Source organism: Paenibacillus gyeongsangnamensis (genome assembly GCF_027533625.1).
GTDB lineage: Bacteria > Bacillota > Bacilli > Paenibacillales > NBRC-103111 > Paenibacillus_G > Paenibacillus_G gyeongsangnamensis.
The window spans coordinates 111,765-135,586 of the sequence record NZ_JAQAGZ010000016.1; the positions used below are offsets into that span (position 1 = coordinate 111,765).

At 48.7% G+C, this 23,822-nt stretch carries 24 protein-coding genes and 4 pseudogenes; 22 read left to right on the top strand and 6 right to left on the bottom strand.

Going from position 1 to position 23,822, the window contains the following annotated elements; genetic code table 11:
• Positions 1-67 precede the first annotated feature (67 nt).
• Entirely contained in the window at positions 68-535 is a 468-nt protein-coding gene (locus tag O9H85_RS23125) for a Crp/Fnr family transcriptional regulator (RefSeq protein WP_269883784.1), read from the bottom strand.
• A gap of 52 nt (positions 536-587) precedes the next feature.
• Positions 588-764: pseudogene (locus O9H85_RS23130) on the bottom strand (Crp/Fnr family transcriptional regulator); the annotation flags it as partial.
• A gap of 205 nt (positions 765-969) precedes the next feature.
• Here O9H85_RS23130 and mobA point away from each other — a divergent pair.
• The 6 genes and pseudogenes from mobA (at position 970) to hemY (ending at position 5,456) form a co-directional block, all read left to right on the top strand.
• The gene (mobA, locus tag O9H85_RS23135) at positions 970-1,395 is read left to right on the top strand and encodes a molybdenum cofactor guanylyltransferase (protein WP_269883785.1); all 426 of its coding nucleotides are present in this window, start codon (positions 970-972) and stop codon (positions 1,393-1,395) included.
• A gap of 244 nt (positions 1,396-1,639) precedes the next feature.
• Positions 1,640-2,572, top strand: coding sequence for a molybdopterin molybdotransferase MoeA (locus O9H85_RS23140; RefSeq protein ID WP_269883786.1), 933 nt, complete (start codon positions 1,640-1,642; stop codon positions 2,570-2,572).
• Positions 2,573-2,584: 12 nt separating this feature from the next.
• On the top strand, positions 2,585-2,869 hold the full coding sequence (locus O9H85_RS23145; RefSeq protein ID WP_269883787.1) for a MoeA family protein: 285 nt from the start codon (positions 2,585-2,587) through the stop codon (positions 2,867-2,869).
• A 16-nt stretch (positions 2,870-2,885) separates the two neighbouring features.
• A complete protein-coding gene (mobB, locus tag O9H85_RS23150; RefSeq protein ID WP_269883788.1) occupies positions 2,886-3,374 on the top strand; it encodes a molybdopterin-guanine dinucleotide biosynthesis protein B in 489 nt (162 codons plus the stop codon).
• A 22-nt stretch (positions 3,375-3,396) separates the two neighbouring features.
• A pseudogene (locus tag O9H85_RS23155) lies at positions 3,397-3,954 on the top strand (radical SAM protein); the annotation flags it as partial.
• A gap of 74 nt (positions 3,955-4,028) precedes the next feature.
• Positions 4,029-5,456, top strand: coding sequence for a protoporphyrinogen oxidase (gene hemY / locus O9H85_RS23160; protein ID WP_269883789.1), 1,428 nt, complete (start codon positions 4,029-4,031; stop codon positions 5,454-5,456).
• An 8-nt stretch (positions 5,457-5,464) separates the two neighbouring features.
• Here the strand turns inward: hemY and O9H85_RS23165 are convergent, their stop codons facing one another.
• Both O9H85_RS23165 and O9H85_RS23170 read right to left on the bottom strand, forming a co-directional pair.
• Positions 5,465-5,821, bottom strand: a complete 357-nt coding sequence (locus O9H85_RS23165; RefSeq protein ID WP_269883790.1) for a group I truncated hemoglobin — start codon at positions 5,819-5,821, stop codon at positions 5,465-5,467.
• 122 nt (positions 5,822-5,943) lie between these two features.
• Positions 5,944-6,675 (bottom strand): Crp/Fnr family transcriptional regulator, encoded by a 732-nt coding sequence (locus tag O9H85_RS23170; RefSeq protein ID WP_269883861.1) that lies wholly within the window; start codon positions 6,673-6,675, stop codon positions 5,944-5,946.
• A gap of 296 nt (positions 6,676-6,971) precedes the next feature.
• On the opposite strand from O9H85_RS23170, the gene O9H85_RS23175 reads away from it, so the two are divergent.
• From O9H85_RS23175 to O9H85_RS23225, 11 genes are all read left to right on the top strand, one after another.
• Complete coding sequence (locus O9H85_RS23175; RefSeq protein WP_269883791.1) at positions 6,972-7,412, top strand: GAF domain-containing protein; 441 nt, start codon at positions 6,972-6,974, stop codon at positions 7,410-7,412.
• Positions 7,413-7,486: 74 nt separating this feature from the next.
• Positions 7,487-8,140 carry a response regulator transcription factor gene (locus O9H85_RS23180; protein ID WP_269883792.1) on the top strand — a complete coding sequence of 218 codons (654 nt, stop codon included), beginning with the start codon at positions 7,487-7,489 and terminating at the stop codon, positions 8,138-8,140.
• Positions 8,133-9,242, top strand: coding sequence for a PAS domain-containing sensor histidine kinase (locus tag O9H85_RS23185; RefSeq protein WP_409348187.1), 1,110 nt, complete (start codon positions 8,133-8,135; stop codon positions 9,240-9,242). Before O9H85_RS23180 ends, O9H85_RS23185 begins: the two co-directional genes overlap by 8 nt.
• A gap of 621 nt (positions 9,243-9,863) precedes the next feature.
• Positions 9,864-10,904: a hypothetical protein gene (locus tag O9H85_RS23190; protein WP_269883793.1), complete on the top strand. Its 1,041-nt coding sequence runs from the start codon at positions 9,864-9,866 to the stop codon at positions 10,902-10,904.
• Positions 10,891-13,065 (top strand): molybdopterin oxidoreductase family protein, encoded by a 2,175-nt coding sequence (locus O9H85_RS23195; RefSeq protein WP_269883794.1) that lies wholly within the window; start codon positions 10,891-10,893, stop codon positions 13,063-13,065. Before O9H85_RS23190 ends, O9H85_RS23195 begins: the two co-directional genes overlap by 14 nt.
• Positions 13,066-13,069: 4 nt before the next feature.
• The gene (locus tag O9H85_RS23200) at positions 13,070-13,636 is read left to right on the top strand and encodes a 4Fe-4S dicluster domain-containing protein (RefSeq protein WP_269883795.1); all 567 of its coding nucleotides are present in this window, start codon (positions 13,070-13,072) and stop codon (positions 13,634-13,636) included.
• 11 nt (positions 13,637-13,647) lie between these two features.
• Complete coding sequence (locus O9H85_RS23205; RefSeq protein WP_269883863.1) at positions 13,648-14,187, top strand: Rieske 2Fe-2S domain-containing protein; 540 nt, start codon at positions 13,648-13,650, stop codon at positions 14,185-14,187.
• Positions 14,177-14,365, top strand: coding sequence for a hypothetical protein (locus tag O9H85_RS23210; protein ID WP_269883796.1), 189 nt, complete (start codon positions 14,177-14,179; stop codon positions 14,363-14,365). Before O9H85_RS23205 ends, O9H85_RS23210 begins: the two co-directional genes overlap by 11 nt.
• Positions 14,362-15,894 carry a nitrate/nitrite transporter gene (locus tag O9H85_RS23215; RefSeq protein ID WP_269883797.1) on the top strand — a complete coding sequence of 511 codons (1,533 nt, stop codon included), beginning with the start codon at positions 14,362-14,364 and terminating at the stop codon, positions 15,892-15,894. The genes O9H85_RS23210 and O9H85_RS23215 overlap by 4 nt, the downstream gene beginning before the upstream one ends.
• Before the next feature lie 25 nt (positions 15,895-15,919).
• Positions 15,920-16,201 (top strand): hypothetical protein, encoded by a 282-nt coding sequence (locus tag O9H85_RS23220; RefSeq protein ID WP_269883798.1) that lies wholly within the window; start codon positions 15,920-15,922, stop codon positions 16,199-16,201.
• Between the two features lie 9 nt (positions 16,202-16,210).
• Entirely contained in the window at positions 16,211-16,483 is a 273-nt protein-coding gene (locus O9H85_RS23225) for a hypothetical protein (protein ID WP_269883799.1), read from the top strand.
• 326 nt (positions 16,484-16,809) lie between these two features.
• Here the strand turns inward: O9H85_RS23225 and O9H85_RS23230 are convergent, their stop codons facing one another.
• Positions 16,810-17,139, bottom strand: coding sequence for an alpha/beta fold hydrolase (locus O9H85_RS23230; protein ID WP_269883800.1), 330 nt, complete (start codon positions 17,137-17,139; stop codon positions 16,810-16,812).
• Positions 17,123-17,728: an alpha/beta fold hydrolase gene (locus O9H85_RS23235; RefSeq protein WP_269883801.1), complete on the bottom strand. Its 606-nt coding sequence runs from the start codon at positions 17,726-17,728 to the stop codon at positions 17,123-17,125. The genes O9H85_RS23230 and O9H85_RS23235 overlap by 17 nt, the downstream gene beginning before the upstream one ends.
• Before the next feature lie 457 nt (positions 17,729-18,185).
• On the opposite strand from O9H85_RS23235, the gene O9H85_RS23240 reads away from it, so the two are divergent.
• The 5 genes and pseudogenes from O9H85_RS23240 to O9H85_RS23260 all read left to right on the top strand — a co-directional run bounded on the left by O9H85_RS23240 (position 18,186) and on the right by O9H85_RS23260 (position 23,659).
• Complete coding sequence (locus O9H85_RS23240; RefSeq protein ID WP_269883802.1) at positions 18,186-19,781, top strand: hypothetical protein; 1,596 nt, start codon at positions 18,186-18,188, stop codon at positions 19,779-19,781.
• 260 nt (positions 19,782-20,041) lie between these two features.
• A complete protein-coding gene (locus O9H85_RS23245) occupies positions 20,042-20,797 on the top strand; it encodes a phytanoyl-CoA dioxygenase family protein (protein ID WP_269883803.1) in 756 nt (251 codons plus the stop codon).
• Between the two features lie 459 nt (positions 20,798-21,256).
• Positions 21,257-21,682 (top strand): MarR family winged helix-turn-helix transcriptional regulator, encoded by a 426-nt coding sequence (locus O9H85_RS23250; protein ID WP_269883804.1) that lies wholly within the window; start codon positions 21,257-21,259, stop codon positions 21,680-21,682.
• A 73-nt stretch (positions 21,683-21,755) separates the two neighbouring features.
• Positions 21,756-22,282: pseudogene (locus tag O9H85_RS23255) on the top strand (DinB family protein).
• A 181-nt stretch (positions 22,283-22,463) separates the two neighbouring features.
• Positions 22,464-23,659: pseudogene (locus O9H85_RS23260) on the top strand (MFS transporter).
• The last annotated feature ends 163 nt before the right edge of the window (positions 23,660-23,822 follow it).

Genomic DNA, 23,822 nt, shown 5'->3' on the forward strand with positions numbered 1-23,822 from the left:
TGATGCCCTTGAAAGCCCCGAAACAGCTTCTGCGTTACGGGGCTTTCAAAATGAATCCTTTTGCGGACTATTTAAGCTCTCTCTGCTGCTTCAGCACTTCTAAATCGATAATGACAATTCGATTGCGATCGATCTTAAGCAGCTCATCCTTGTTAAGCTGATTCAGCAGACGATTAATGCTTTCTCTTGTTGTGCCAATCGCATTGGCAAATTCCTGATGGGTCATCGGCAGGTTGATGGTAATCTTGTTCTCTTTCATATCTCCGTGTTGTTCAGCAAGCTGCAGCAGGAAAGACAGCACTCTATGCTTGACATCCTGCCCGGACAACACTTGAAGCTTTTCCTTCAGCTCCCGGATTTTATCTCCCATAACGCGCATCATCTTGATCGCGATCGAAGGGGTGCTCATCATCAATCGTTCGAACAACTGGACGGGAATGGCAAGTAGGTTGGCATCGATGATCGCTTCGGCCGTCGCGGGATAAGGATTTTGATTGAAGAAGCCGGTATGAGGGAACATTTCGCCGGTTTTCAAAAAATGAAACGATTTGCTCGTGTCCGTTTTCGTCCGTCTTGTAGATTTTGACTAATCCATCCCGGATGAAGTAGACCGCTTCCTTCTCGCTGCCTTCCGTAAAAATGGTTGATCTTCTGGAAACAAAACGGGATATTGCGATTTCCTCTACACGTTCCAATTCCTGTGTGTTCAGATCGTGGAACAATGGCACTTGGTGCAGAAACTCGGACGCCCTTTCCTTTTTCATCGAAATCCTCCATTCGATCCCGGTTGCTATCTTAATCTTCTATTTTACCCGAAGTCGTGATGTTTTGTCCTCATTAATCACATTAATATTTAACATAATACTGAACATATACTTTCAAATGTGAGCTATGTCATTGAGCAGAAATAGGGAGAGGATGATAATGGGGATGTAACTCATTATTCCTTTGATGATATGGGGGTCTACTATGTTGGACATTGCCAATCGATTGCTGAATGAAGAGAAGGTCAGCCTTTCCGGAGTGATCCTTGCCGGCGGGAAGAATCGAAGAATGGGCGGTTCCCACAAAGCCTTGCTTCCTTTTCATCAGGAGAAGTTGGTTCATCGGCAAATCCGTCGCTTGAAGCAGGTATGTACGGAAATTATCCTTGTTACGAACGATCCGAAGACATTTCTTCCGCTCGTAGACAGCGATGTAAGAATCATCACCGATTATTATTCAGGCAAAGGTCCGCTCGGCGGGATGCATGCGGGATTGTCACTAGCCAATCATGTGAATGTGTGGCTGATTGGGTGCGATATGCCGTTCATCTCTCCCCAGGCGGCAAAGCTTACATCGATGATCGGCTTCATCCCCTGCACGGCATCTACGATAAGAGATGTGTCGACTTGATCCCTGCCATGTTAAACAAGGGGCGGTATAGTATTGGCGTTTTTTTGCAAAAGATAGCGTGTGAGAGGGTAACGAATTCGACCTTTCAGCGCAATGGAATCGATTCTAGGTTCGTCCTCAACGTTAACACGCCGGAAGAATATGAACGTTCATTGGATATGGACAATCAAGTGGAAGAGGGTAATTCATATTGGAAGCAAACGGAAATCTCAAAGACGCAAAATTCCATAGAAGGGCTCTAAGTGTGGAGGAAGCCAGAAGAGCTGCATTGAATCGGGTACGTCCTATAGAGACGGAGGAGATCGGGCTGATGGAATCCATCGGCCGCAGGTTGGCGGAAGAGGTTCGAACGAAGGAGCCGATTCCCCATTTCAGGCGATCCGGCATGGATGGTTTCGCGGTTCGATTCGAAGACGTAGCTCATGCCTCTCCATCGAAACCTGTCGAATTAGAGATCATCGAGCAAATTCCATGCGGGAAAGAGCCCGTAAAACAAATCACAAAAGGAAAGGCTTCGAGAATTATGACCGGCGGAATGGTGCCTGATGGCGCGGATGCCGTGATTATGCTGGAAATGACGGAGGAAATAACCAGAGGTGACCGAGCCTATGTCAACATACGAAAGGCGGATACCCGCGGCGCCAATATTACCCCGATCGGCGAGGAAGCTGATGGAGGAGCCAAGGTGCTGGAGAAAGGGCAGGTGATCGGAGCCGGCCAGACGGCGATCCTTGCTGCCTTGGGCTATTCCCGCATTAAGGTATTCCGGAAACCGAAAGTTGCGGTGATCTCTACCGGAACGGAATTGCTGCAGGTTGCTGAGCCTCTTCTAATGGGGAAAATTAGAAACAGCAACGCGTATATGCTTTCAGCTCAAATCCTTTCAGCCGGAGGAGAGCCGCTGCTCGTCGGTCAAATTCCCGATGATTACACTCGAGCGGAACGGATGATATACGAATTACTATCGTCGGATGCCGATCTCATCCTTACGACCGGCGGTGTTTCCGTAGGCGACTATGACATCATGGCCGATTTCTTCATGAAATGGGGAGGAGCAACGCTATTTAATAAAATCGCGATGCGGCCGGGTAGTCCGACAACTGCAGGGTTTTGGAGAGATAAGCTCGTGTTCGGGCTGTCAGGAAATCCTTCCGCCTGCTTCGTCGGCTTCGAGTAGTTTGTTCGCCCCGTGCTGCTGGGGATGCAGGAAGCCTCCGACGATGCCGTTCAAGAGTTCACCGTTTATCTGGCGGAAGATTACTTGAAATTGAATGCTTACACACGATATGTTCGAGGGTATTGGCAGAACCGAAACGGCAAGCTCGAGGTCAAGCCGGTTGGATTGGATAAATCGAGCGCCGTGATATCCATTAAGGATGCCAATTGCCTTATCGTGATTCCACCGACAAAAACAGGAATCAAGGCGGGAGAAATCGTGAAAGCCATTCCTTTGGGGGGAGCGATATTCCCGTGAAGAAGGTGCCCGAAAGATGACGTCCGTTCTCCAGATCGTCGGATATAAAAATTCAGGCAAGACAACATTAGTGGAGCATTTGATCAGAGGGTTCGCGAAGGCGGGTTACAGGGTCGGAACGGTAAAGCATGACGCACATCAATTCGATGTAGATCATGACGGAACAGATACTTGGCGTCATCGCCATGCGGGAGCGTGGATGACGGCCATTACCTCCGATCATCGAACGGCGGTTATGGAAGAAAGGCACACCCCGTTAAATGAAATCCTGCAACGAATGACGGATATGGATATTGTGCTGGTCGAGGAATTCAAGCAAGAAAAGCATCCTAAAATCGTAATGGTCAGGACAGAAGAAGACGATAAGCTAGTTCGGCAATTGGTTAATGTGGCAGCTGTAGTCTCCTGGATACCGGAGCTGAAGCATGATGTTCCCGTCTTTTCTATTGGAGATGCTGACAGATTGACGGAATGGATTTTGAAGGGGATAGGTTCAACAAGTTGAAAAACACGAGAGGAGGGACTCTATATCATCCTTTATAAAGGAACGAGATTATAACGAAAATCCGTTTATCGTGATTTGGGAAGTAACCCGGGCTTGCACCTTGAAATGTCTTCATTGCCGGGCAGAAGCCCAGTATAAGGCAGAACCTCGGCAGCTTACGTTCGAAGAAGGGAAAAGGCTGATTGACAGCATAGCGGAAATGGACAATCCGCTGTTCGTATTCACCGGAGGCGATCCGTTAATGCGACCCGATTTATTCGAGCTTGCCCAATATGCGATCGATCAGAAGAAGCTGTCCGTTTCCATGACGCCTAGCGCAACGCCAAAGGTGACTCGTGAAGCGATTCGAAAAGCCAAGGAGGCTGGATTGTCTCGTTGGGCCTTTAGTCTTGACGGGTCATGTGCGGACATAAATGATCATTTTCGGGGAACGAAGGGCTCCTACGATTTAACGATGAGGGGCGTCGATTATTTGAAGGAATTGCAAATTCCCATCCAGGTAAACACGACGGTATCAAAATACAATCTCCATGATCTTGAAGCGACAGCGGAAAAGGTTAAAGAGATGGGAGCGGTGCTTTGTGCTTATGTACCGAAAGCGTGGGAGAATCGTGCTTAATATTAATCGGAGACGCTGAAGGGACGGGTTGGACGATGGGAAGCGAACGAAGGAAGGTCGTTATCGTAGGAGGAGGCATCACCGGGTTAAGCGCCGCATTCTACACAAGAAAGTTATTTGAGGAGAATCAAATTCCGGTTGACATTACCCTGGTTGAAAAAAGTGAGCAGTTGGGTGGTAAAATTCGAACGCTTCATCGAGACGGTTTCGTGATTGAGAAAGGTCCGGATTCCTTTTTGGCGCGCAAGCTGTCGGTGATCACGCTCGTAAAAGAACTTGGTCTTGAGGAAGAATTAACGGCAACGAATCCGCACGCGATAACCAATTACATTTTACACAAAGGGAAGCTCCACCCCATGCCGCTGGGACTTGTTCTTGGCATTCCAACGGCGGTGTCCCCATTTATTAAGACGGGGTTAATTTCTCCGGCGGGAAAAATTCGTGCCGCGTTGGATTTACTGTTGCCCAGGAAGGAAGACGCGAAAGACGAATCCTTGGGCAGTTTTATCGAACGGCGGTTGGGAAGAGAGGTGTTGGAGAATATAACGGAGCCCTTGCTTGCAGGTATTTATGCGGGAGATACGCAGTTCCTAAGCCTGCAGGCAACATTTCCTCAATTCAAACAAATAGAGCAAAAGCACCGTAGTCTTATATTGGGTATGTTGGCTGGAAAGAATCAATCGCACAATGTGAACGGATTGCCGGATATCGCCCGAAAGAGTATGTTCCTTACTTTTAAACGAGGGCTTATCACGTTGATTGACCGACTAGTGGAGTCCCTGCAATCCATCCGGATGATCACCGGCCAAGGGGTTGTGCAAATCATTAGAGATGGTGGAGACTACAAGCTGAAGCTCGATCAAGGAACAGAGCTTCAAGCTGACGGATTGATATTGGCGCTGCCGGCCTTCGAAGCAGCCAAGTTTATACCGGAGCTTCCTGAGGCAAGGTGGTTGGAGCAGGTTACATATGCCTCCGTAGCTAATATTGCTTTGGCGTATAAGCAAGAGGATATAAGCTTCCCATTAAATGGCTCAGGATTTGTCATTCCGCGTAATGAAGGAAGGATGATAACGGCTTGCACATGGTCCTCATCGAAGTGGCTTCATGCGGCGCCACCCGGCACTGTCCTTTTGCGTACCTATGTAGGTCGGTCCAACTCACAGGAGTGGATGCGGTTGTCGGATCAGGAGCTGCTTTCCGGTGTTTGGGCTGATTTGAAGGATACGATGGAAATTGCGGCGGAGCCTGTATTTTTCGAGATAACCCGCTGTTTTCGTTCCATGCCGCAATATCCGGTCGGACACAACGAACGATTAAAGAAGCTGGGAGTGCAATTGAGAAATTATAAGCCAGGTCTATTTGTATGCGGTGCGGGGTATGGGGGCGTCGGCATTCCTGACTGCATACAGCAAGGGAAGGATGCAGCCGAACAGATGTTAACTTTCGCTCAATCGATGTGAGCCGATAACTATTTATACAGTATATCTCCACGTAAGGATTCTACCTTATCTAATGCCTTAGCAATATCTTCTTCACCTACGCCAAAATGTACTAGAGCAGCACGAAGATGTCTAACAATAGCGTCGAAATGAGAAGGCTGCAAATTCATTCCTTCGTGTACCTTTGCCATGGCCCCTCCGGGATACTGATTGGGTCCGCCTAATGCAAAGCTAATGAATTTCGTTTGGTGACGTCGCTGTTTTTCCATATCCGTATTCTCGAAAAAATGGTTAACCGTATCATCTGCTAAAACTAAGTCATAGAAGTAGTCCACCACTTTAGCAATAGACTCTTCGCCGCCAAGCTTTTCGTATAATGTGCTCATGTGCAGCTCCTTAACATTGGTTTATTTTGAGTGTACCCATAAATTAGCATGACGATTCAGATGACGAATTTTTGTACATATCAGGGTGGAAATAGGCGATATCATCCGGATCTAAGCCGATCTTACACACGGCAAATATCTTTAGGGCAGTTCTCGCAATGGCAAACGTCCCGAAGGTAATCCAGGTCTTTAATGATGACATGACCGTTGTCCATGTCGATGACCTCTTCCTTTTTCATATCGCTGAGCATCCGGTTGACGCTTTCCCGGGTAGCGCCGATCATCTCCGCCACTTCGCTGTTATTCATCTTTACTCCGATGCGAATTCGATCGCCGCAGGCTTCTCCATACGAGTTGTTCAACCGGATAAGAAGAGAACATAGGGCACCCGGCTTGCCGAATAACATGAGATCGCGGAATTTGGTTTGCGTCATCCGGTGCATGAGGCCGAGCCATCGCATAAATTCAACGGCAAGATCCCCATGCTGCCACAGCAGCACTTCCAAATCCTTTTGCTGGATAAGGCCTAGCTCGCTGTCTTCAAGCACCTCCGCATTGAACGAATGAACTGAATTCGGTATGCAGTCGGCATGACCGATCAGGTCTCCGTCTTGATGCCGGTACAGGGTGATGCTGCTGCCGTTGTCAGCCGATTTTGTGATTTTGACGCTGCCCTTTTTCACATAATACCAATACTCCGGGAGATCGCCTTCCCAGAAGAGATGGGTCCCCTTTTTTACTCGTTTCGAATACATAATGCCCGCAAGACGCTCGAAATTTTCTTCGGAAAAATATTGCCGGATTCCTTGTAACTGGTTTACGGTTCCCTTTTTATATATCATCGGACAATTCATGGCCATCGTTTCCGTCCTCCTCTTGATCTGATGTCTATATCTTACTAATTCATGGGATTTTCCGATATCAGGGAATCCTCTTATTTTATCGAGGGAAAATCCTGAAACAAATGTGAGGTTTATCACTATCACCCTTAGGGAATTTAACGCGAAACCTTGCGGGAACCGGCATCGGAAGGCTTTCGTGCACCCTGAGAAAGAAATCAGGGTTTTCCCCGACTTACAAATACGGATTTAGAAATTACAATGAGTTACAAGGATACATCCGTAGAAAGCAGCAGGAGGTGGCTAAGCGGATGAACAATAATCGAAATGAAATGATGGATTGGCTGCTTAGTCTACGGAATGCGGTGGAAGGGGATTTCGCGTCACTCGCCCTTCGCGGCGGAGACGGCCGGCTGTATCGCTGGACGTACACGTCCGGCAGCGTGAGCGGCCGATGTGAAGCGATGTCTTTTCGAATAGGTCAAGGAATAGGGGGGCAGACACTCCGGATCGGCAGAATGGTCATTTGGAACCCGGACACCCCGGAGACCGTACGGCTTCGAAGGGAATGCCCCTTGATGCAGGCAGAAGGGCTTTATTCGGCCGTGACAACGCCTATTGAGATCCACGGACAATTTCAAGGCGTGCTTGCCGTAGGAGCAAGGAAGGAACGGACGTTTAGTCAGTTTGAAGCGGACCGAATGAAGAGCGCAAGTGAATGGCTCAGCAGGTGCGGCTTAACTGTTAATTAATGTAGAAGAGATGAATCCTCCATTGTAGGGATTCATTTTTTTTTGGTAAAATAATGAGTAAGGTGGTGACATTGGTGATACGCATACTGGTAGTAGACGATCATGCGGTTGTGCGGTCCGGCCTGAACTTGCTGCTGCACGGTAAGCATAGCATGGAAGTGGTGGGGGAAGCGGCTGACGGTGATGAAGCGATTCGTCTGGCGGCGGAGCTCACGCCCGATGTCGTGCTGATGGATCTCAGCATGCCTCACGGGAAGGACGGGTTATCCGCGACCGCGGAATTAAAGAAGGCACAGCCGGACACAGCCGTGCTGATCTTGACTATGCACGACGACGAGGAATATTTATTCCGGGCGATCCAATGCGGCGCATCGGGATATATATTGAAAAGCGCTCCGCACGAAGAGCTTCTGACAGCGATTCAATACGTGTCGGCGGGGAATGCTTACTTGTATCCGAGCGCGACCAAGAGGCTCATGGGTGAGTATTTGGAACGGCTGAAGCATGGGGAAAACGCGGGAATTTACGATGCGCTCACAGAACGGGAAAAGGAAATATTATCGTTGATCGCCAAAGGGTACTCGAATAAGGAAATTTCGGAGCTTCTGATCATCAGTATCAAGACAGTTGAATCGCATAAAAGCAATGTGATGGAAAAGCTCGGTCTAAAGACCAGGCCTGAGCTTGTGAAATATGCGGTAAAGAAAGGGCTGTTGAATTTTGAATGATGAGCGGGACCGTAAGAGGCCTGAAGTCATTGGAGACAATGTCGTCCATCTGATGCTGCAGCTGGAAGAACATATTCCGGATCAAGATTTCCGGTCCGAATTAAAGCTATCGTTGCAGCAGCTTGCGGAGCTGAAGATCGCGCTGGACGAATCCTCCATCGTGGCAGTAACGGACAGGCGGGGCTTAATCCGATACGTGAACGATAAGTTCTGTGAAATTTCGAAGTACGAACATGACGAGCTGCTAGGCCGGGACCACCGGATCATTAACTCCGGTTATCATAGCAAGGAGTTTATGCAGAATTTGTGGCAGACGATCAGCATGGGACGGATTTGGCGAGGGGAAATTAAAAATCGCGCGAAGGACGGCTCTTATTATTGGGTCAATACGACGATTGTTCCGTTGATCGGGGAAGACGAGAAACCGTATCAGTATTTAGCCGTACGTAACGAAGTAACTCAACTGAAGCAGGCGGAAGAGGAGCTTCAGCAGCTGATGACGAAGATGATGCATATTCAGGAGGAGGAGCGCCGCCGGTTTTCCCGGGAGCTCCACGACGGTATCGGACAAAGCCTCTTTTCACTGATTATCCAGCTTGATCGAGTGATGCAGGAAATACCGAACGACGAAATCAGGCAAATCCGCGAGAACGTCACGGGAATTATTGAGGACGTGCGGGGGCTTGCTTGGGAGCTGCGGCCATCCGTACTGGATGATTTGGGTGTCGTACCGGCGATCCGCACTTATTTGGAGTCTTATTCTTCTCACTACGGCATTCACATCCGGTTCGATAATACCTTGCGCAAGCGCTTGGGTTTGCAAGAGGAGACGGCGATATACCGTGTCATCCAAGAGGCGCTGACGAACGTCGCCAAGTATGCAAATGTGACGGAGGCCACGGTGACGCTGCATGAGACGGTATATGGTATTGAAGCGCGCATAGAAGATCACGGGAGAGGGTTTGTCAGGAATAAGCTGGCGCAAGGCGTCGGCCTGTTCAGCATGGAGGAGCGGGCCCGGGCGGTCGGCGGCTCGCTTGAAGTGGTGTCGACCCCTGACTCGGGAACGACGGTGAGACTGATCTTACCTAAGAAAGAATAAAGACAATGGACGCATAGCCGAAAGGTTATGCGTCCATTTTTGTTGATAAGAATTTATAAGTTTTCGTAACTTATAGCTTCGCATCAACCTTGGTAAACGCGCTGGTCCTTGTAAGACAAGGACGGCGTAGCCGTTTATCCAGGAGTTGCAGCCGAAAGCAACTGCCAAAGCAACTGCCAAAGCAACTGCCAAAGCCAAGGCGATCTTGACGGCAGCTCACAACATTGGATGCAATTTATCAATGTGAATATTATCACATATTTTTACGGAAAGATGCGATAAAGTAAAGGAGTTCCATGAAAGGAAGAGAGAACGAGGAGTGGCGGATATGAGCCAAAATATTCAGCATTGTAGAAGCAAGATGCTTGAAGGACGCGGTCCCATCAACCTTTGCAGACCGCTGGCCCAATTGAAACGGGAGCATGGGGCCGCTCCAGACGAAGATGGATGAGTTCTCCAAGCAAGCGGGGGTTATTGTCTCAGGTCAGCTGCAGGATCGATTGGAATATACAGCTAGGCGTACTGAAAGAAAAAGTGATGTATTTGTGAAAAACGTCACAGGAAATTACTTCGTGATGTGGTCAAATGATTACATAAGATTTTAGCAAAGGAGAATAACAGATGGATCGTGCATTCGCTTCTAAGTTTGCCAAATCCGTATTCCTGACCGTTTGCGGAATCCTCATCCTGATGTACATCGGTTCTCGTTTTTTTACACATCTGGACTTGGGTTTGTATGGGTATATGGTGGGAACAATCGTGTTTGTTTGCGGATTTTTTTACCGTTTCCTCGCTTGGTTTGATCGGCCGCCGACAAAGGTCATTCTACAAAAAGGGCTTCGGGCGCTTTTTCGTAAAAGCACGCCGCAAACGGCTGTTGAGCATTTGGCGACTTACCGTTTCATATGGAACCGAGGCTGGTACCGATGGACACAGCACATTTTGCTCGGTTGGGGTTGTATCCTGTCCGCCTTCGTGACGTTTCCGCTTGTATTCGGATGGATGTATTTCACGATGGCCGAGAACGGATATTATTCGGTCGTCTTCTTCGGAATCAATTTGATGAGGATTAAAGCGGACGGCTTATTGGGATTTCTGTTCTATAACGCCCTGAATTTCACAGCCTTGATGGTCATCGGCGGTGTTTGCATGGCGTTGTACCGCAGACTGAAAAACATGCAGGCGCGGTCAGAGCAAACGTTCGTATATGATTACCTTCCGCTTTACATGCTGCTTTTTGTTAGTATTACCGGGTTGATGCTGACATTCTGCAATGTTTTCCTGCATGGCTGGGGGCATCCGGTCATCTCCATGGTTCATCAATGGTCTGTCATTATCACCCTCATCTACATCCCTTTCGGGAAGCTTGCGCATATTCCTTTCCGCCCGATGAGCGTATTAGCCCGGAATTACAGGGAGCATTACGGGGAAAAGCAAATGAAAGCTTGCAAAGTTTGCGGCAGCCCTTTCGTATCAGCCCAGCAATCCGAGGACGTGATTTCGGTCTTGAAGCAAAACAACATCGAATTCAAAATGGACGACGGCTTCCACTTGGCTGAGCTCTGCCTGCCATGCCGCAGAAAATATAGAATGTCCCGGTTTACCGGGATTCCGACCCACGAAATTCGCGTTAAGGAGGCGAACCAGAATGCCAAAGGATAAGTTTTTTAAAGTCATCGAAAACAAGACGCATCCGAATGAAAAGCTTGTTCCGACTCACTGCTCCTATTGCGGGATGCAATGTGGAATGAACCTTAGAGTCGATACGGCTTCGAACAAAATCATCGGCGTTGAGCCGCGCTACGAATGGCCGGTTACGCTGGGCAAGATGTGCCCGAAAGGGGTCACGGCTTATCAGCAAACGAACCATCCGGACCGGCTGCTGCGGCCCTTAATTCGGGATGACGCCTCCAAGAAGGGGACGAAGGAAGGCTTTAGGGAAGCCAGCTGGGAGGAAGCCTACGAGCTGATTGTGCGTAAATTTAAGGAGCTCCAGATGAGCTACGGCAAAGATTCGCTTTCCGTATTCAGCGGGGTATCCATGACCAACGAGAAGTGCTATTTAACCGGTAAATTTGCACGGGTAGCGCTCCAGACGCGCTACATTGATTATAACGGTCGCTTTTGTATGTCAAGCGCCGCGGCCGGCTTCCTCCGCAGCTTCGGAGTCGATCGGGGCTCGACGCTTCCCTGGACGGATTTGCATGAGACGGATTGTTTATTTATTGCCGGGAGCAACACAGCGGAATGCCATCCAACCTCGATGTTCCGGGTATGGGAGGTGCAAAACCGTGGCGGCTACCTGATTGTGGCGGACCCTCGGGAAACTCCCTTGGCACGCAGAGCGGATGTTCACCTGGATTTACGTCCGGGAACGGATTTGGCTCTGGCGAACTGTATGCTCCATCTGTTGATTCAAAACGGCTATGTGGATGAAGCCTTCGTAAACGAGCATACGAACGGCTTTGCCGAGATGGCTGAGGTCGTGAAAGAATTTACACCGGAATACACTAGCGAAATCACGGGCGTGGCTCCGGAAAAGCTGATCCGGGCGGCCGAAATTTACGGTAAAGCGCCGGAAGCGGTCGTTTTGTTCGCGCGGGGGATTGAGCAGCAGCATAAGGGCGCGGATAACGTCTCGGCTTATACCAACATGTGCTTGGTAACAGGGAAAATCGGCCGTCCCAAATCCGGCGTGGCGACGTTTACAGGTCAAGGCAACGGACAGGGCGGCAGGGAGCACGGCCAGAAGTCCGATCTCCTTCCCGGCTACCGCAAGATTACAAATCCCAAGCATGTTGAAGAGGTCTGTAAGGTTTGGGGAATCACACCGGAGGAGATGCCGCAGCCTGGGGTTTCCGCTTACGAGATGTTTGAGCTGATGACGGACAAAACGATCCGCGGCCTCTATTTATTATGCTCTAACCCGGCGGTTTCCGCCCCGAATTTGAATTATGTGCGGGCCGCACTTAAATCGCTGGATTTCATGGTATGCAATGATATGTATCTGTCTGAATCCGCGGAGTTTGCCGACGTCGTGCTGCCTACCGTGACCTGGTCCGAGGATGAGGGCACCGTGACGAATCTGGAAGGCCGGATTATTAAAATCAACAAAGCCCAGGAGCCGCTTGGGGAATCCAAGCCGGACTGGCAAATTCACGTAGAGCTCGCCGAACGGCTCGGCCGGGGGCAATATTTCAGCCATCTCAAGACGGCAAGGGATGTAGCCGATGAATTCCGGCTGGCCTCCAAAGGCGGGTATGCCGACTATTACGGGGCTACTTGGGAGAAGATCGAGAAGCAGCAGGGGGTATTTTGGCCTTGCAAGAGCGAGGAAGATCCAGGAACGCCTCATATGTTTCTTGACAAAAGGTTCTACCACCCCGACGGCAAGGCAAAGCTGTGCGCGCTCCCTTACCGGCCGCCGGCCGAAGAGCCCTGCGAGCAGTATCCGCTCCGGCTTACCACGGGACGTGTTGTTTATCACTACCTCTCGGGCAACCAAACGAGACGTATCCCGTTCTTGAAAGCGATGTGCCCCGAGCCGTATGTAGAAGTTCATCCCGAAACTGCTGAGCGATATGGAATCGGTCATGATGAAGTGATCCGGCTGTACACCCGGCGTGGAGAGGCGTTCTATAAGGTGAAAATCATTGAAGCGATCCGCAAAGATACGGTGTTCGTTCCGTACCACTTCGGACATGAGCAGTCGATCAACCTATTGACCATTCCGGCGCTGGACCCGATCTCCCGGATGCCTGAATTTAAAGCCTGTGCGGCGCAAATAGAAAAAAATTCACAAGCACATGCCGTAAGGAGGTAGTCCGATGGGAAAACAATATCTATACATCGAGATGGACAACTGCATTGGTTGCCGAAGCTGTCTGGCCGCCTGCACCCAATGCGGCGGTCACGATCAAAGAAACCGAAATTACGTTTACGATGTAAACCCTCAGGTTAATCGGCAGACCATCCCGCTGATGTGCCTTCATTGTGTTAATCCGGCGTGTGCACGCAGCTGTCCGGCTCAAGCGATTCAAATTACGCCCGAAGGCGCGGTATTGTCCGCTTTGGTGGAAAAATGCATCGGCTGTCAAAACTGCACCATTGCCTGCCCCTACGGCATTCCGAAGTTCGATGAAGAACAAAATCTGATGTATAAATGCGATTTGTGCTATGACCGGACGAAGGAGGGGATTCCTCCCATGTGTGCTTCCGTTTGCCCTACCAACACGCTTCAATGGGTGACGGAGGAGGAACTGGCTGCCAAGAAAGAACAGCATCGTCTAGGCAAATGGATGGCCAGCCGCGAACCGCTCGATCCTTTGGAAGGCGAAACGAATGTCAAAATCAGTCTTCCGGGCATCCTGCAGGGGAAACAAAAATTGTTTTAGGAGGTGTACAGATCGTGGAGGAGAATAAAAACGAAAAGAACAGTCGCATCCCTTTTCAAGAAGACAACTACACGCATAATATCTTAAAATCAGGCGAGCGTAAGCTGGATCGCCGGGGGTTTATGAAAACGATGGTGGGAGCGGCCGGCATCTTTGCGGTTTCAACCCTTCCTTGGGGCGCTATTGCGGCAAAGGAACTGACGGGACTCAAGGATAAAGCTCACCCGAAGAAAAAAATCGCCGACCTCAGCTCCTTAAAGGTCGGTGATGCCGTGGAGTTTGCCTATCCGGGAGAACACGATTCCGCACTCTTGATCCGGTTTGGCGAGAATGAATTTAAAGCGTACCAAAATGCGTGCACCCATCTCAAATGTCCGGTCTTTTGGAGCAAAGATAAGGGTGAAATGATTTGCCCCTGCCATCACGGTGTATTTGACGCCAAGACGGGGGTGCCTACTGCGGGTCCTCCGAAGCGTCCGCTGCCTGAAATTAGATTAGCGGTGGAGCAGGAAGTTATTTACGCAACGGGGGTTAAGCGATATGAAGCGTAGCTACCTTGGCGTTATTTTACTTTGCTTGGTTGTACTGCTCAATATCATCTGCACGCAGCAGGTGGTCAACAACTTTTTTTATGATCGTTATGAACGGGTACTGTTGTTCGCCGGACTAAACATCCTTCTGTTTCCCATTGCTTTGTGGATCTATAAAAGGGAGCGTGATTCGGAATGAGGCTTAACAAAATACAGCTTCCCCTGCAAACCTTCAGTCTGGTGCTTGCGTTCATGACCTGGGTCATTCTTTCCTCGTTGATGCCGTTTATTAAAGAGCAGATTCACATGACACAGGTCCAATTAACCTGGGTTACAGCGGTACCTGTTTTATTCGGTTCGATTCTTCGTATACCGATTGGTTTTTGGACGAATCGCTTCGGCGCGCGAAAGATGTTTTACTTGAACTTTATTCTTCTTCTCGCACCGATTTATTGGATCAGCAGAGCCGAGTCTTTTAACGACCTGATTATCGGCGGTTTGTTTCTTGGCCTCTCCGGCGCATTGTTCTCCATCGGGGTTACTTCGCTGCCGAAGTATTATCCGAAGGAACGGCATGGCTTCGTCAATGGCATCTATGGCATGGGGAACGCAGGCACCGCGATCTCCACGTTCGGCGCGCCTGTGCTTGCCAATCATTTCGGATGGTCCACAACCGTCCTGTTTTACAGCGGGCTGTTGGTCGTCTTTGCCGCATTGAATTTCCTGATGGGAGACCGCGAAGAGACACGGGTGAACACCCCGCTAACCGAGCAAGTCAAGTCGGTATACCGGAATCAAAAGCTCTGGTACCTCAGTATCTTCTACTTTATTACCTTCGGTTCGTTTGTGGCGTTTACCGTCTATTTGCCGAATTTCCTCGTCAGTTACTTTCACCTGGCCAAGGTGGATGCGGGGATGAGAACGGCAGGATTCATCGTACTAGCTACGATCATGCGTCCGGTAGGGGGATTTCTCGGAGATAAATTGAACCCTTTTAAAGTGCTTATGTTTGTGTTCGGCGGCCTTACGATCGCTGCGGTGCTGCTGTCTTTTGCTCCAACCATTGGACTTTACACCGTCGGCTGCTTAACGATCGCTTTCTGCGCGGGGATCGGGAACGGTGCGATTTTCAAGCTGGTTCCACTTTATTTCAGCAAACAGGCCGGCATCGCAAACGGCATCATCTCAGCCATGGGGGGATTAGGGGGCTTTTTCCCGCCACTGATGCTAGCCATGCTGTTTAGTTTGACGGGCCACTATGCCATCGGCTTTATGGCGTTATCGGAGGTGGCACTGGCCAGCTTGATTCTTGTTATTTTTATGTACTATCAGGAGAGATTGGGTCTGTCTTCAACCATTATTGAAAATGCGGTAGAAGGCATCATGATCACGGACAAAAACGGAACCATTCGATCCGTAAACGCCTCCTTCAGTAAGCTAACGGGCTATCAGGCGAATGAAGTGATTGGAAAAACGCCGAGCCTTTTAAAATCCGGCAAGCAGGATCGGGAATTTTATAACGAAATGTGGAATTCGATCCGAAACCAGGGATTTTGGCAGGGCGCCATATGGAACCGCAAGAAGAACGGGGACATTTATTTAGAGTGGTTAACGATTACGGCTGTTAAAAATGAGGCGGGGGAAGTCATCCATTATTCCGGTATGTTCAGCGACATCACCCATCAGGATAAGATGGGGCAGATGAAGGGCAGTGAAGCCAGTGCCTAGCGAATTTGCCTTGGATCTTTGTTTTGTGCGTGAGCATACACCTGAATCACCGATGACGGGCATTATAGAATTGGAATTACAGCAGATGTTTGCCGGAAGAGCCACCTGGCACACGGTGACGAAGCGGGATCAAGATCTGGACATTTCCGTTGTGGAAATCAAAGGTCTTGCCGCATGGAGCAACGAGGATGAAGTGCTTGACTATGTGGAAACACGAATGCAATCGGACTGCTGGGAATGGCTGAACGGTTATCAGGTGAATGTTATTTTAAAAGAAGATGCGGGCTCTTGCCGCTGGAAGAAATGAGGATGCCAAATGAGCTGGAATGATCGATTGGCCGACTGGATCGGCAAGTCGGTGACGGTAACGATTGTGGATCAAGCGGGAACTGACCCGGTTTCCCCGGCGAGATCCTTTATCCTAAAAAAGCTGCGTCTTACCGAGGAGGGCACGCATCTGCAGTTTTTTCTAACAGACCATCAATTCGTCTCTGTGCCTATCTTTGATGACGGCAGTACTCGGCTTACGGAACGGGAATTCCTGTCCGAGGACCGTGCCTCCATGTTGAACTATGGAGTTCATCTGTAATAACTAGGAAAGGTTCGCTCCAATCCGGCCAAGCTTTATACAGCGATACGAATGGGTGTGCCTCATTTGCTAAAATAAGAAGCAAGGAAGGGACCGGATTGGATTGTGACCAAGCAGGGCATTGACAACTAGTCGTCATAGCCAATGTTACAGAAGGGATTCGAGTAAGAAATCGAACTTCTATCGGGTACAAAATGAGTTAAGTCATCTAAAGCTGCCATCTGGCGGCTTTCTTTGATTTGATTCGAATGTTGCGAGTATTATGAAAATATGATTCTTAGGAGAATTACCCTGACAAAATGCAACATTAGGTAGGAATCTGCTCACTAGGCAAAAAACTTTCGTAGTTCTTGCGCCACTAGTTCCGGTTTTCCGTCTCTATTGGTATTGCTGACATCACATGCCGCTCCGTGATCAAGTCCAGGAATTTCAATACGCTTGGCACGTGGCAAGACTTTCTCTAAAGCATCAAGGGCAGGCTTCAACCAAACCAGACCCTTGCTCCCGCCTAACAACAATACCTCGGCGCTCACGGCACTAAAGCGCTCCAGCGTCCCCGTCATCTCGGCGAGCAGCAGCCCGTCATAGTGCAGCGTCGGAGCTAGCATCCTCATTGTAATATAGCCGTCTTTTGCTTTCTTATCTTCGCTTGCCATCGCCATCTTCGTCAGAGACTCGAGCAGCCACCGAGGCATGGCGTTGAATACAGGAGGCGCCAGCTGCAATCCTTTCATACAGGTGATAAGCGCTGCGGCCACCTTTCCTTGAGCCATCCTGGTCAAAACGCGCCAGCCAGGCCGTGCGCTCCGATCCGCTTAACAAGAGCGCCGGCTCATAAAAAGCGGCTTTTTCAATGGCGGGGAGAGTGAGTGCCGCTTGGAGTGTGATAAGGCCGCCTGCGCTGATCCCGAAAACATTGCGGGCTCCTGTTTGGGTTAGGAGCGCCTCCAAATCTTCAACCTCTCTCTGTATGCTATAATCTTTGCCGAACGGACCACTGAGGCCACGACCACGGCGGTCGGGCACATAGACTGTGAAAACGTCAGCGAGCCCCTCGGCCAACTGCATGAAATTTTGCGAAGACACATTGGATCCGTGTACCACCACCACACCCGGGCCATAACCGAGTTGGCGGTAGCCAATGCGAGTACCGTCTTTAGAGACTACAGAGCTAGTTTTATAATGCTCCGACGTGGCTGCATTCGATTGCTTATTTGATGCACGAAGATCTGAGTTCTTCGACACATGAAACGCCTCCTTTTGAATTGCCCTAGACTTTTAACTAATTTATTCAATAAAGCTTATATCTTGCTTATATTAGCTGCTGCATTCGGTACGGGAGCATAGGTTCCTCTGCAAAAAGTACAAGTAATGTAATACGAGTACGGCTACAATGCAGACGGCCAAGTAGTATCCATCCTTGTGATGGACTCCACCGGGAAAGTTTCATCCTACGGCTATACGTATACGGCGAGAAGCAAACTGGAAACAGAAACCTTGCATACCGGCAATGTTATCACCTACACCTACGATCTGCGGGGCAACTGGAATTCCAGAGCAGAAGATAACCGGCGGAACGATCGTTACCACGGTGACCAGTTCAAAGATGAAGTGAAGTGAGGATCATTGCGGTTTGCATCCACTATAACTACAATGAAAGCAGATGAAGCATTCTATTCTAATACATAAGGCGGTGTCCGGAATGAAAAATCAAAGAGAAGTGAAAGCGGGATCGTATCTTCGCACGGTTCAACAATACGCTGACCACGTACTCCGGCATGGGAAGGACATTTATGGAAGCGCTTCAACTCCTTTGTTTGTCGACGGTTTTCACGTGGATACGTATGAACCCGTTAGCTGGCGATCTGGAGGGGAGCGCTGGATTCTATCCAACCTGGCCAATCAGCAGAATCTGTTTCGAACCTTAACCGGTCTTTCTAAGCTGACGGGCGAAACCCGATATAAGCAGGCAGCCGCCGAGGCCGTAAAATACGGGCTGGAATGCTTGCGTTACGGTAAGCTTATTTATTGGGGAGGGCATTTATCGTTCGATCTCTCTTCGAAACAGCCTGTCTATGCCTCGGACAAAGGTCCGCAGCACGAGCTGAAATGCCACTATCCCTTTTACGAGTTGATGTTCGAGCTGGATGCTCAGGAAACGGCACGTTACATCGAAGGGCTGTGGGACAGTCATGTGCGGGATTGGAGCAACTTGGAATTCAGTCGTCACGGAAAGCCTCGGGAACGCGAAGACGATGATCGGGTATGGGACCGGTCGTACGCAGGAGGCGAAGTGTTTTTTACCGGCGAAGGCTTGACGTTCATCAATGCGGGAAGCGATCTGATCTATGCGGCGGCCCAGTATTACCGAAGCACGGGGGAAGAAGCGGCTCTGCATTGGGCCAAAAGGCTCGCTCGCAGATACGTCGAAACGCGACATAGTGAAACGGGGATGGGCGGATACCAGTTCAGCATATCCGTGCTGCCCGGCGTGAGAGGAGACCGCGCAATCGATCAGTTTGCCGTACAGCTGAAAGATCATCGGGTCATGGAAGCGACACTGTCGGTCGCACGCCAAATCCATACGATCACCGGAGAGGTAGCATTGTGCCGCTTAACGTTGGCGGAAGTGTTAGACTCGAAGGGAGCGGAATTCGGGCAGTGGGCCGTAGAGGATCTGCTTGCTTACGGGAAGCACGCTTATGACGCAGATACGGCTTCTTTTCATCCGATGCTTACGGATGGTACACGGCTAACAGGCCTTGTGATGGAGAAAAGCGGCTATTATGGCAAGCAAGGCGATACGTTGAAAGCAGTCAAATCCGACTTGCTGCAATTGTGGGCCTACCTTAAAGGCTACCGGCTGTCAAGTGAAGAGCGGCTGTGGGGTTGGGCCCGCAGCATGGCGGCCGGCAGCGGCCTCGGGGACATTGGCGAGCGTCCCGGCGCACAGCCATCGCTTCATCCCGGCGAATGCAACGATCCGATCGGCGTTTTCGCGCTGCTCGAGCTGTACGCCGCTGCCAAGCACCAAGCTTATTTGGATGCGGCATGTGCTGTCGGGGACGCAATCATAGAGCGCCGATTCCGCAAATCCGTTTTTCTCGCCGAGGCGGATCTGGCCTATGTCAAGTTGGACGCCGTGGAACCGCTCGCTTTGCTGCATTTGGCGGCCGAGCTCACGGATCGGTGCGGTGACATACCCGTCTATTGCGGAGGCAAGGCTTTCTTCGGGGCGGCTTACGACGGTCATGGCCATGAGATCGATAGCAGCTTTATTTATTCGCAAAAGCTTTAACAACGCCAGCGGCTCTTGATCGTTACCGGACAACTAAACGTATCTGAGGGAAGTACGGTGAAAAATGCGTGGATTATATTGGTCACCCGAATGAGCTCAAAGCAAAGTGAAATTCCGGCATCATGGTTTAGAAGCGCAGTTTCGCGCATACAATCCGATGAGAGTGGAAGAAGAGATTGTCCGAGTATCCCCGCAGCTGCGCTCCATCGGGTACAGCTGTTCGGTATATCGGGAAAAATGATCGCAGGAGGGTATGACTAATGGAGCTTACCTATCAGCAGAAACGGAGCCTGTTGGAAGAAGGATACGTGAAAGTTACGGGGGTCATTCCAAAAATCATGGTTGACCGTGCGCTCAGACATATTAACCATTCCATTGGGGAAGGGATTAATGTCAGCGACATCCCGATTTTTCGGGCCCGGTCTTATTGTCCGGAGCTGCAGGGGGAGGCGCCCGTTTCGGATCTGTACAACAAGACGGCAGTCAAAGATTTAGTGGAGTCTTTGATCGGGTCTGGCTTAGCTAAACCTGTCCGAAGCGGGCAAATAGCACTTCGGTTCCCGAGCTTACAAGATCCGCCGAATGATCCCAGGCCGCATTTGGACGGGATGCATACGAAAACCAATGGCGTTCCGGAAGGAAAGATTAATAACTTTACGCTCCTAGTAGGTGTGCTGCTTAGTCCGGTTCGAGGAACGAATGAGGGTAATTTTACCGTATGGCCCGGAACTCATCACAGGTATGAGCAATATTTTCGTGAGCATGGTCCTGATTCCCTGTTAAACGGCATGCCGCCGATTCCTCTGTCTGCTCCGATCCAAACGACAGGGGAGCCCGGGGATGTATTTCTTGTTCATTACCAACTGGCCCACGGAGTTGCGCCTAATGTATCGCCATTTCCAAGGTACGCCGTTTTCTTCCGAGTGTCTCATATCGACCACGAAAAAGATTGGAGAGCCCCGATGACGGATATTTGGCTTCATTGGCCTGGAATACGAGAATTGGAACCGAAATGACACTATGTCAGCGATGTAACCGATTATTTAGTAAATGCGGCAAAAGAATATAATGGAGATTATGATAACTGGGAAACTAAACCAATAAAAAACCAATAAAAAACCAAGAAAGTTTTCTCGGCGGGTTGAAAAGGATTTTTAAGTCGAGGAAATAACCTATGAATCAGCGAATAATGAGCATGTATGCCAAGTCGTGAAGCAACAGTTACCCGATTTCGGATCCTATCAGCTGGAGCAGATAAATCAAATGCCGGGCCAGGAACCCGGCATTTTTATATTTATAATTTAAGTTATGAAGTTTTAACAGAACATGCTTTTGTCGTCGAGTGTCGAGTGTCAAGAATATAGTCCGATAAACATCCGCAGAAATTGCTGTTTTTTAAGCGTTGACATTAGAAAAGATTGAAATTATAATTGTCGCAGCAACTATAATCATGTCTATTATATAGGAGAACAACCTTGGAATTAGAAAAATATATCGGTGTTGTTGTACAGCGTGCGGCTCTTAAGCTGAATAATTACTATCAAAAAGTGGTTAATCCGTTTGATATTACAGTAGATCAGTGGGAAATACTAGTCATCCTGTGGGAAAAAGAAGGGATCACCCAAAAAGAGCTTGCTGAAAGGCTGCACAAGGATCAGACGAACATTGCTCGAATGTTGTTCAAGCTGGAGAAGAAGGGATTTATTTATCGTGTGACCCATGAAACGGATCGAAGGTCTTTGCGCGTATACTTGACTCCTAAAGGCCGTGAAATTAAAAATGAGATTCTTGCTCCATCCATCGAAGCGTATAAGAACACCATCAAGGATTTATCCGAAGAGGAGGTTGAGACCTTTAGAAGGATTCTTGCTGTAATGTATAATAATGTAAAGGATTTATAACGACGAAGGTGAACCGTATTGAAGATGATTGTTGGAAACGTACCTCTGTATAATCGGCGAGAGGAGCAGTTATATGAATTTTAATATAAAAGAAGCTGTTGAGGTTCTGGAGCGTACACCGCAAACATTGGAGAATTTTTATCCGGTTTATCCGATGGATGGTTGCAATGCACTGAAGGCGAAGAAACCTGGAATGTCACTGAAGTGATTGAGCACCTCATTGAGGGCGAGAAAAATAATTGGATACCACGATTAGAATTTATTCTGAAGGAAGGCGAAAGTAAACCCTTTCCCTCATTTGATCGTTTTTCTCACTTAAATGAAAAGTCTGAAAGATCGATTGAACAAAAGTTACTTGAATTTAAAAAGATTAGAACACTAAATATAATCATACTTAAGGACCTTATTGATCCTGAATTACATCTTGAATTGACGGGTTCACACCCTGCATTCGGTGTAGTGAAGTTAAGGGAATTGCTTTCTACGTGGGTTGTTCATGATTTAACGCACATTGCTCAAATCGTTCGGGTAATGGCGGTGAGATACAGGGCGGACGTTAGACCATGGCGTGAATATTTAGGTATATTAAATAAGAATTGATGAAATGGAAAAATCAGATTCATAATGAAAAAGGAACTAAATGGACAGGATACATAGTTGCTAAGACCATTATAATCAAGACAATTGTCAATACGATTTTTTTGAATTCAAAATATAATAACAGATCAAATACTTGCTGTGTCAAGTAATGACATGGCAATTATAATGAGGAGAATGCGATATGGAAGTATCAAAAAAAGGTGTCGGGATTTTTGACGCCCAATATAGAGCTCTGACAATCGGGATCATTCTTGCCGTGACCACCGTGGCGTTCGAAGGCCTGGCTATTACCACGATTGCTCCGAGTGTAGTGCAACAATTGCATAGCCTTCATTTATACGGCTGGATATTCAGCGCTTTTCTTTTGGCGCAAATCATCGGAACCATGATTATAGGTCAGCGGATCAACAAAAATGGCGTGTTTGCATCGTTTGTTGTATCGATTCTTTTTTTCGTAATCGGCATTGTTATTGCGGCCACTTCCGTGAACATGGTTATGCTGATCGCAGGGAGAGTGTTTCAAGGGTTTGGCGCAGGAGCCATCATTACTTGCGTATATTACAGCATTACTTTAGGTTATCCTGATGAGCTGAGGACGAAAATACTTGCTACGTTTTCAAGTGCTTATGTTTTGCCTGCTTTGGTTGGCCCTTATATCGCCGGCTTTTTAGCTGAATTCCTATCCTGGAGAATTGTTTTTTGGTTGGTGCTTCCTTTGATTGGCCTCGCTGTAATGTTGACTCTCCCTGCTTTTCGGAATTTATCGTTAAGAGAGAGATCAACCCAAAAAATCGGTCATAAAGAAGGATATGCGATATTGCTGGCTATAGGAACAGGTGTGCTGCTGGTCGGATTAGGCCTTATAACAGATTTGAAAGGAATAGCGCTTTCGGCTTTAGGAGTGATCATCATGATTCAGCCTTTGCGAAAGCTGCTGCCGGAGGGCACTTTTACCGCAAGGAAAGGTTTGCCTGCGACAATTGTTTCAAGAGGTTTATTTGTCGCCTGTTACTTTGCCACGGAGAGTTACGTTGTCCTGGCACTGACAGAAGTAAAAAAACTGCCTGCTGATCTTGCGGGATTGATTGTAGCTGCAGGCGCATTAAGTTGGTCTTCAGCAGCTTGGCTCCAGGCAAAGCTTGATGAAAAGCATTGCAGAATGCGAATGCCGGTGAAGAAGGGGAGATATCCGCAAGTATCCAGTTTACCGACGCATTCAGTCCAGGCTTAAGCATAGGAATCGGCGGTGCTTTCATTGCCGTTAGCGAGACGCTGCAATGGGGGTTATTGACGGGGATCCTGTTGGCGTTATTTCTTCAACTGATTTTCGTCATTCTAAGCTTTGCGATCTCTCTTCGAATACAACAGGCGAGTTGAATCGGGGATGCGGAGTTGGCAACTTGACTTGTAAATATTATGAAGCTATATTTACTTTAGTAAACCTTGCGCAGCGTGGTTTTTTTAACGCTATAGAAAGTTTAAGTTCGCTAAAGCGGACTGCAACTTTCTATACCAAGAAAAACTACCTCTAAAAACGGTC

Coding starts and splice junctions, on each gene's coding strand:
- mobA (WP_269883785.1), top strand. CDS start 970: ATGTTGGACATTGCCAATCGATTGCTGAATGAAGAGAAGGTCAGCCTT.
- O9H85_RS23225 (WP_269883799.1), top strand. CDS start 16,211: ATGAGCTGGAATGATCGATTGGCCGACTGGATCGGCAAGTCGGTGACG.
- O9H85_RS23245 (WP_269883803.1), top strand. CDS start 20,042: ATGGAGCTTACCTATCAGCAGAAACGGAGCCTGTTGGAAGAAGGATAC.
- O9H85_RS23230 (WP_269883800.1), bottom strand. CDS start 17,139: ATGGCAAGCGAAGATAAGAAAGCAAAAGACGGCTATATTACAATGAGG.
- O9H85_RS23210 (WP_269883796.1), top strand. CDS start 14,177: ATGAAGCGTAGCTACCTTGGCGTTATTTTACTTTGCTTGGTTGTACTG.
- O9H85_RS23165 (WP_269883790.1), bottom strand. CDS start 5,821: ATGAGCACATTATACGAAAAGCTTGGCGGCGAAGAGTCTATTGCTAAA.
- O9H85_RS23200 (WP_269883795.1), top strand. CDS start 13,070: ATGGGAAAACAATATCTATACATCGAGATGGACAACTGCATTGGTTGC.
- O9H85_RS23175 (WP_269883791.1), top strand. CDS start 6,972: ATGAACAATAATCGAAATGAAATGATGGATTGGCTGCTTAGTCTACGG.
- O9H85_RS23215 (WP_269883797.1), top strand. CDS start 14,362: ATGAGGCTTAACAAAATACAGCTTCCCCTGCAAACCTTCAGTCTGGTG.
- O9H85_RS23190 (WP_269883793.1), top strand. CDS start 9,864: ATGGATCGTGCATTCGCTTCTAAGTTTGCCAAATCCGTATTCCTGACC.
- O9H85_RS23170 (WP_269883861.1), bottom strand. CDS start 6,675: ATGAATTGTCCGATGATATATAAAAAGGGAACCGTAAACCAGTTACAA.
- O9H85_RS23240 (WP_269883802.1), top strand. CDS start 18,186: ATGAAAAATCAAAGAGAAGTGAAAGCGGGATCGTATCTTCGCACGGTT.
- O9H85_RS23195 (WP_269883794.1), top strand. CDS start 10,891: ATGCCAAAGGATAAGTTTTTTAAAGTCATCGAAAACAAGACGCATCCG.
- hemY (WP_269883789.1), top strand. CDS start 4,029: ATGGGAAGCGAACGAAGGAAGGTCGTTATCGTAGGAGGAGGCATCACC.
- mobB (WP_269883788.1), top strand. CDS start 2,886: ATGACGTCCGTTCTCCAGATCGTCGGATATAAAAATTCAGGCAAGACA.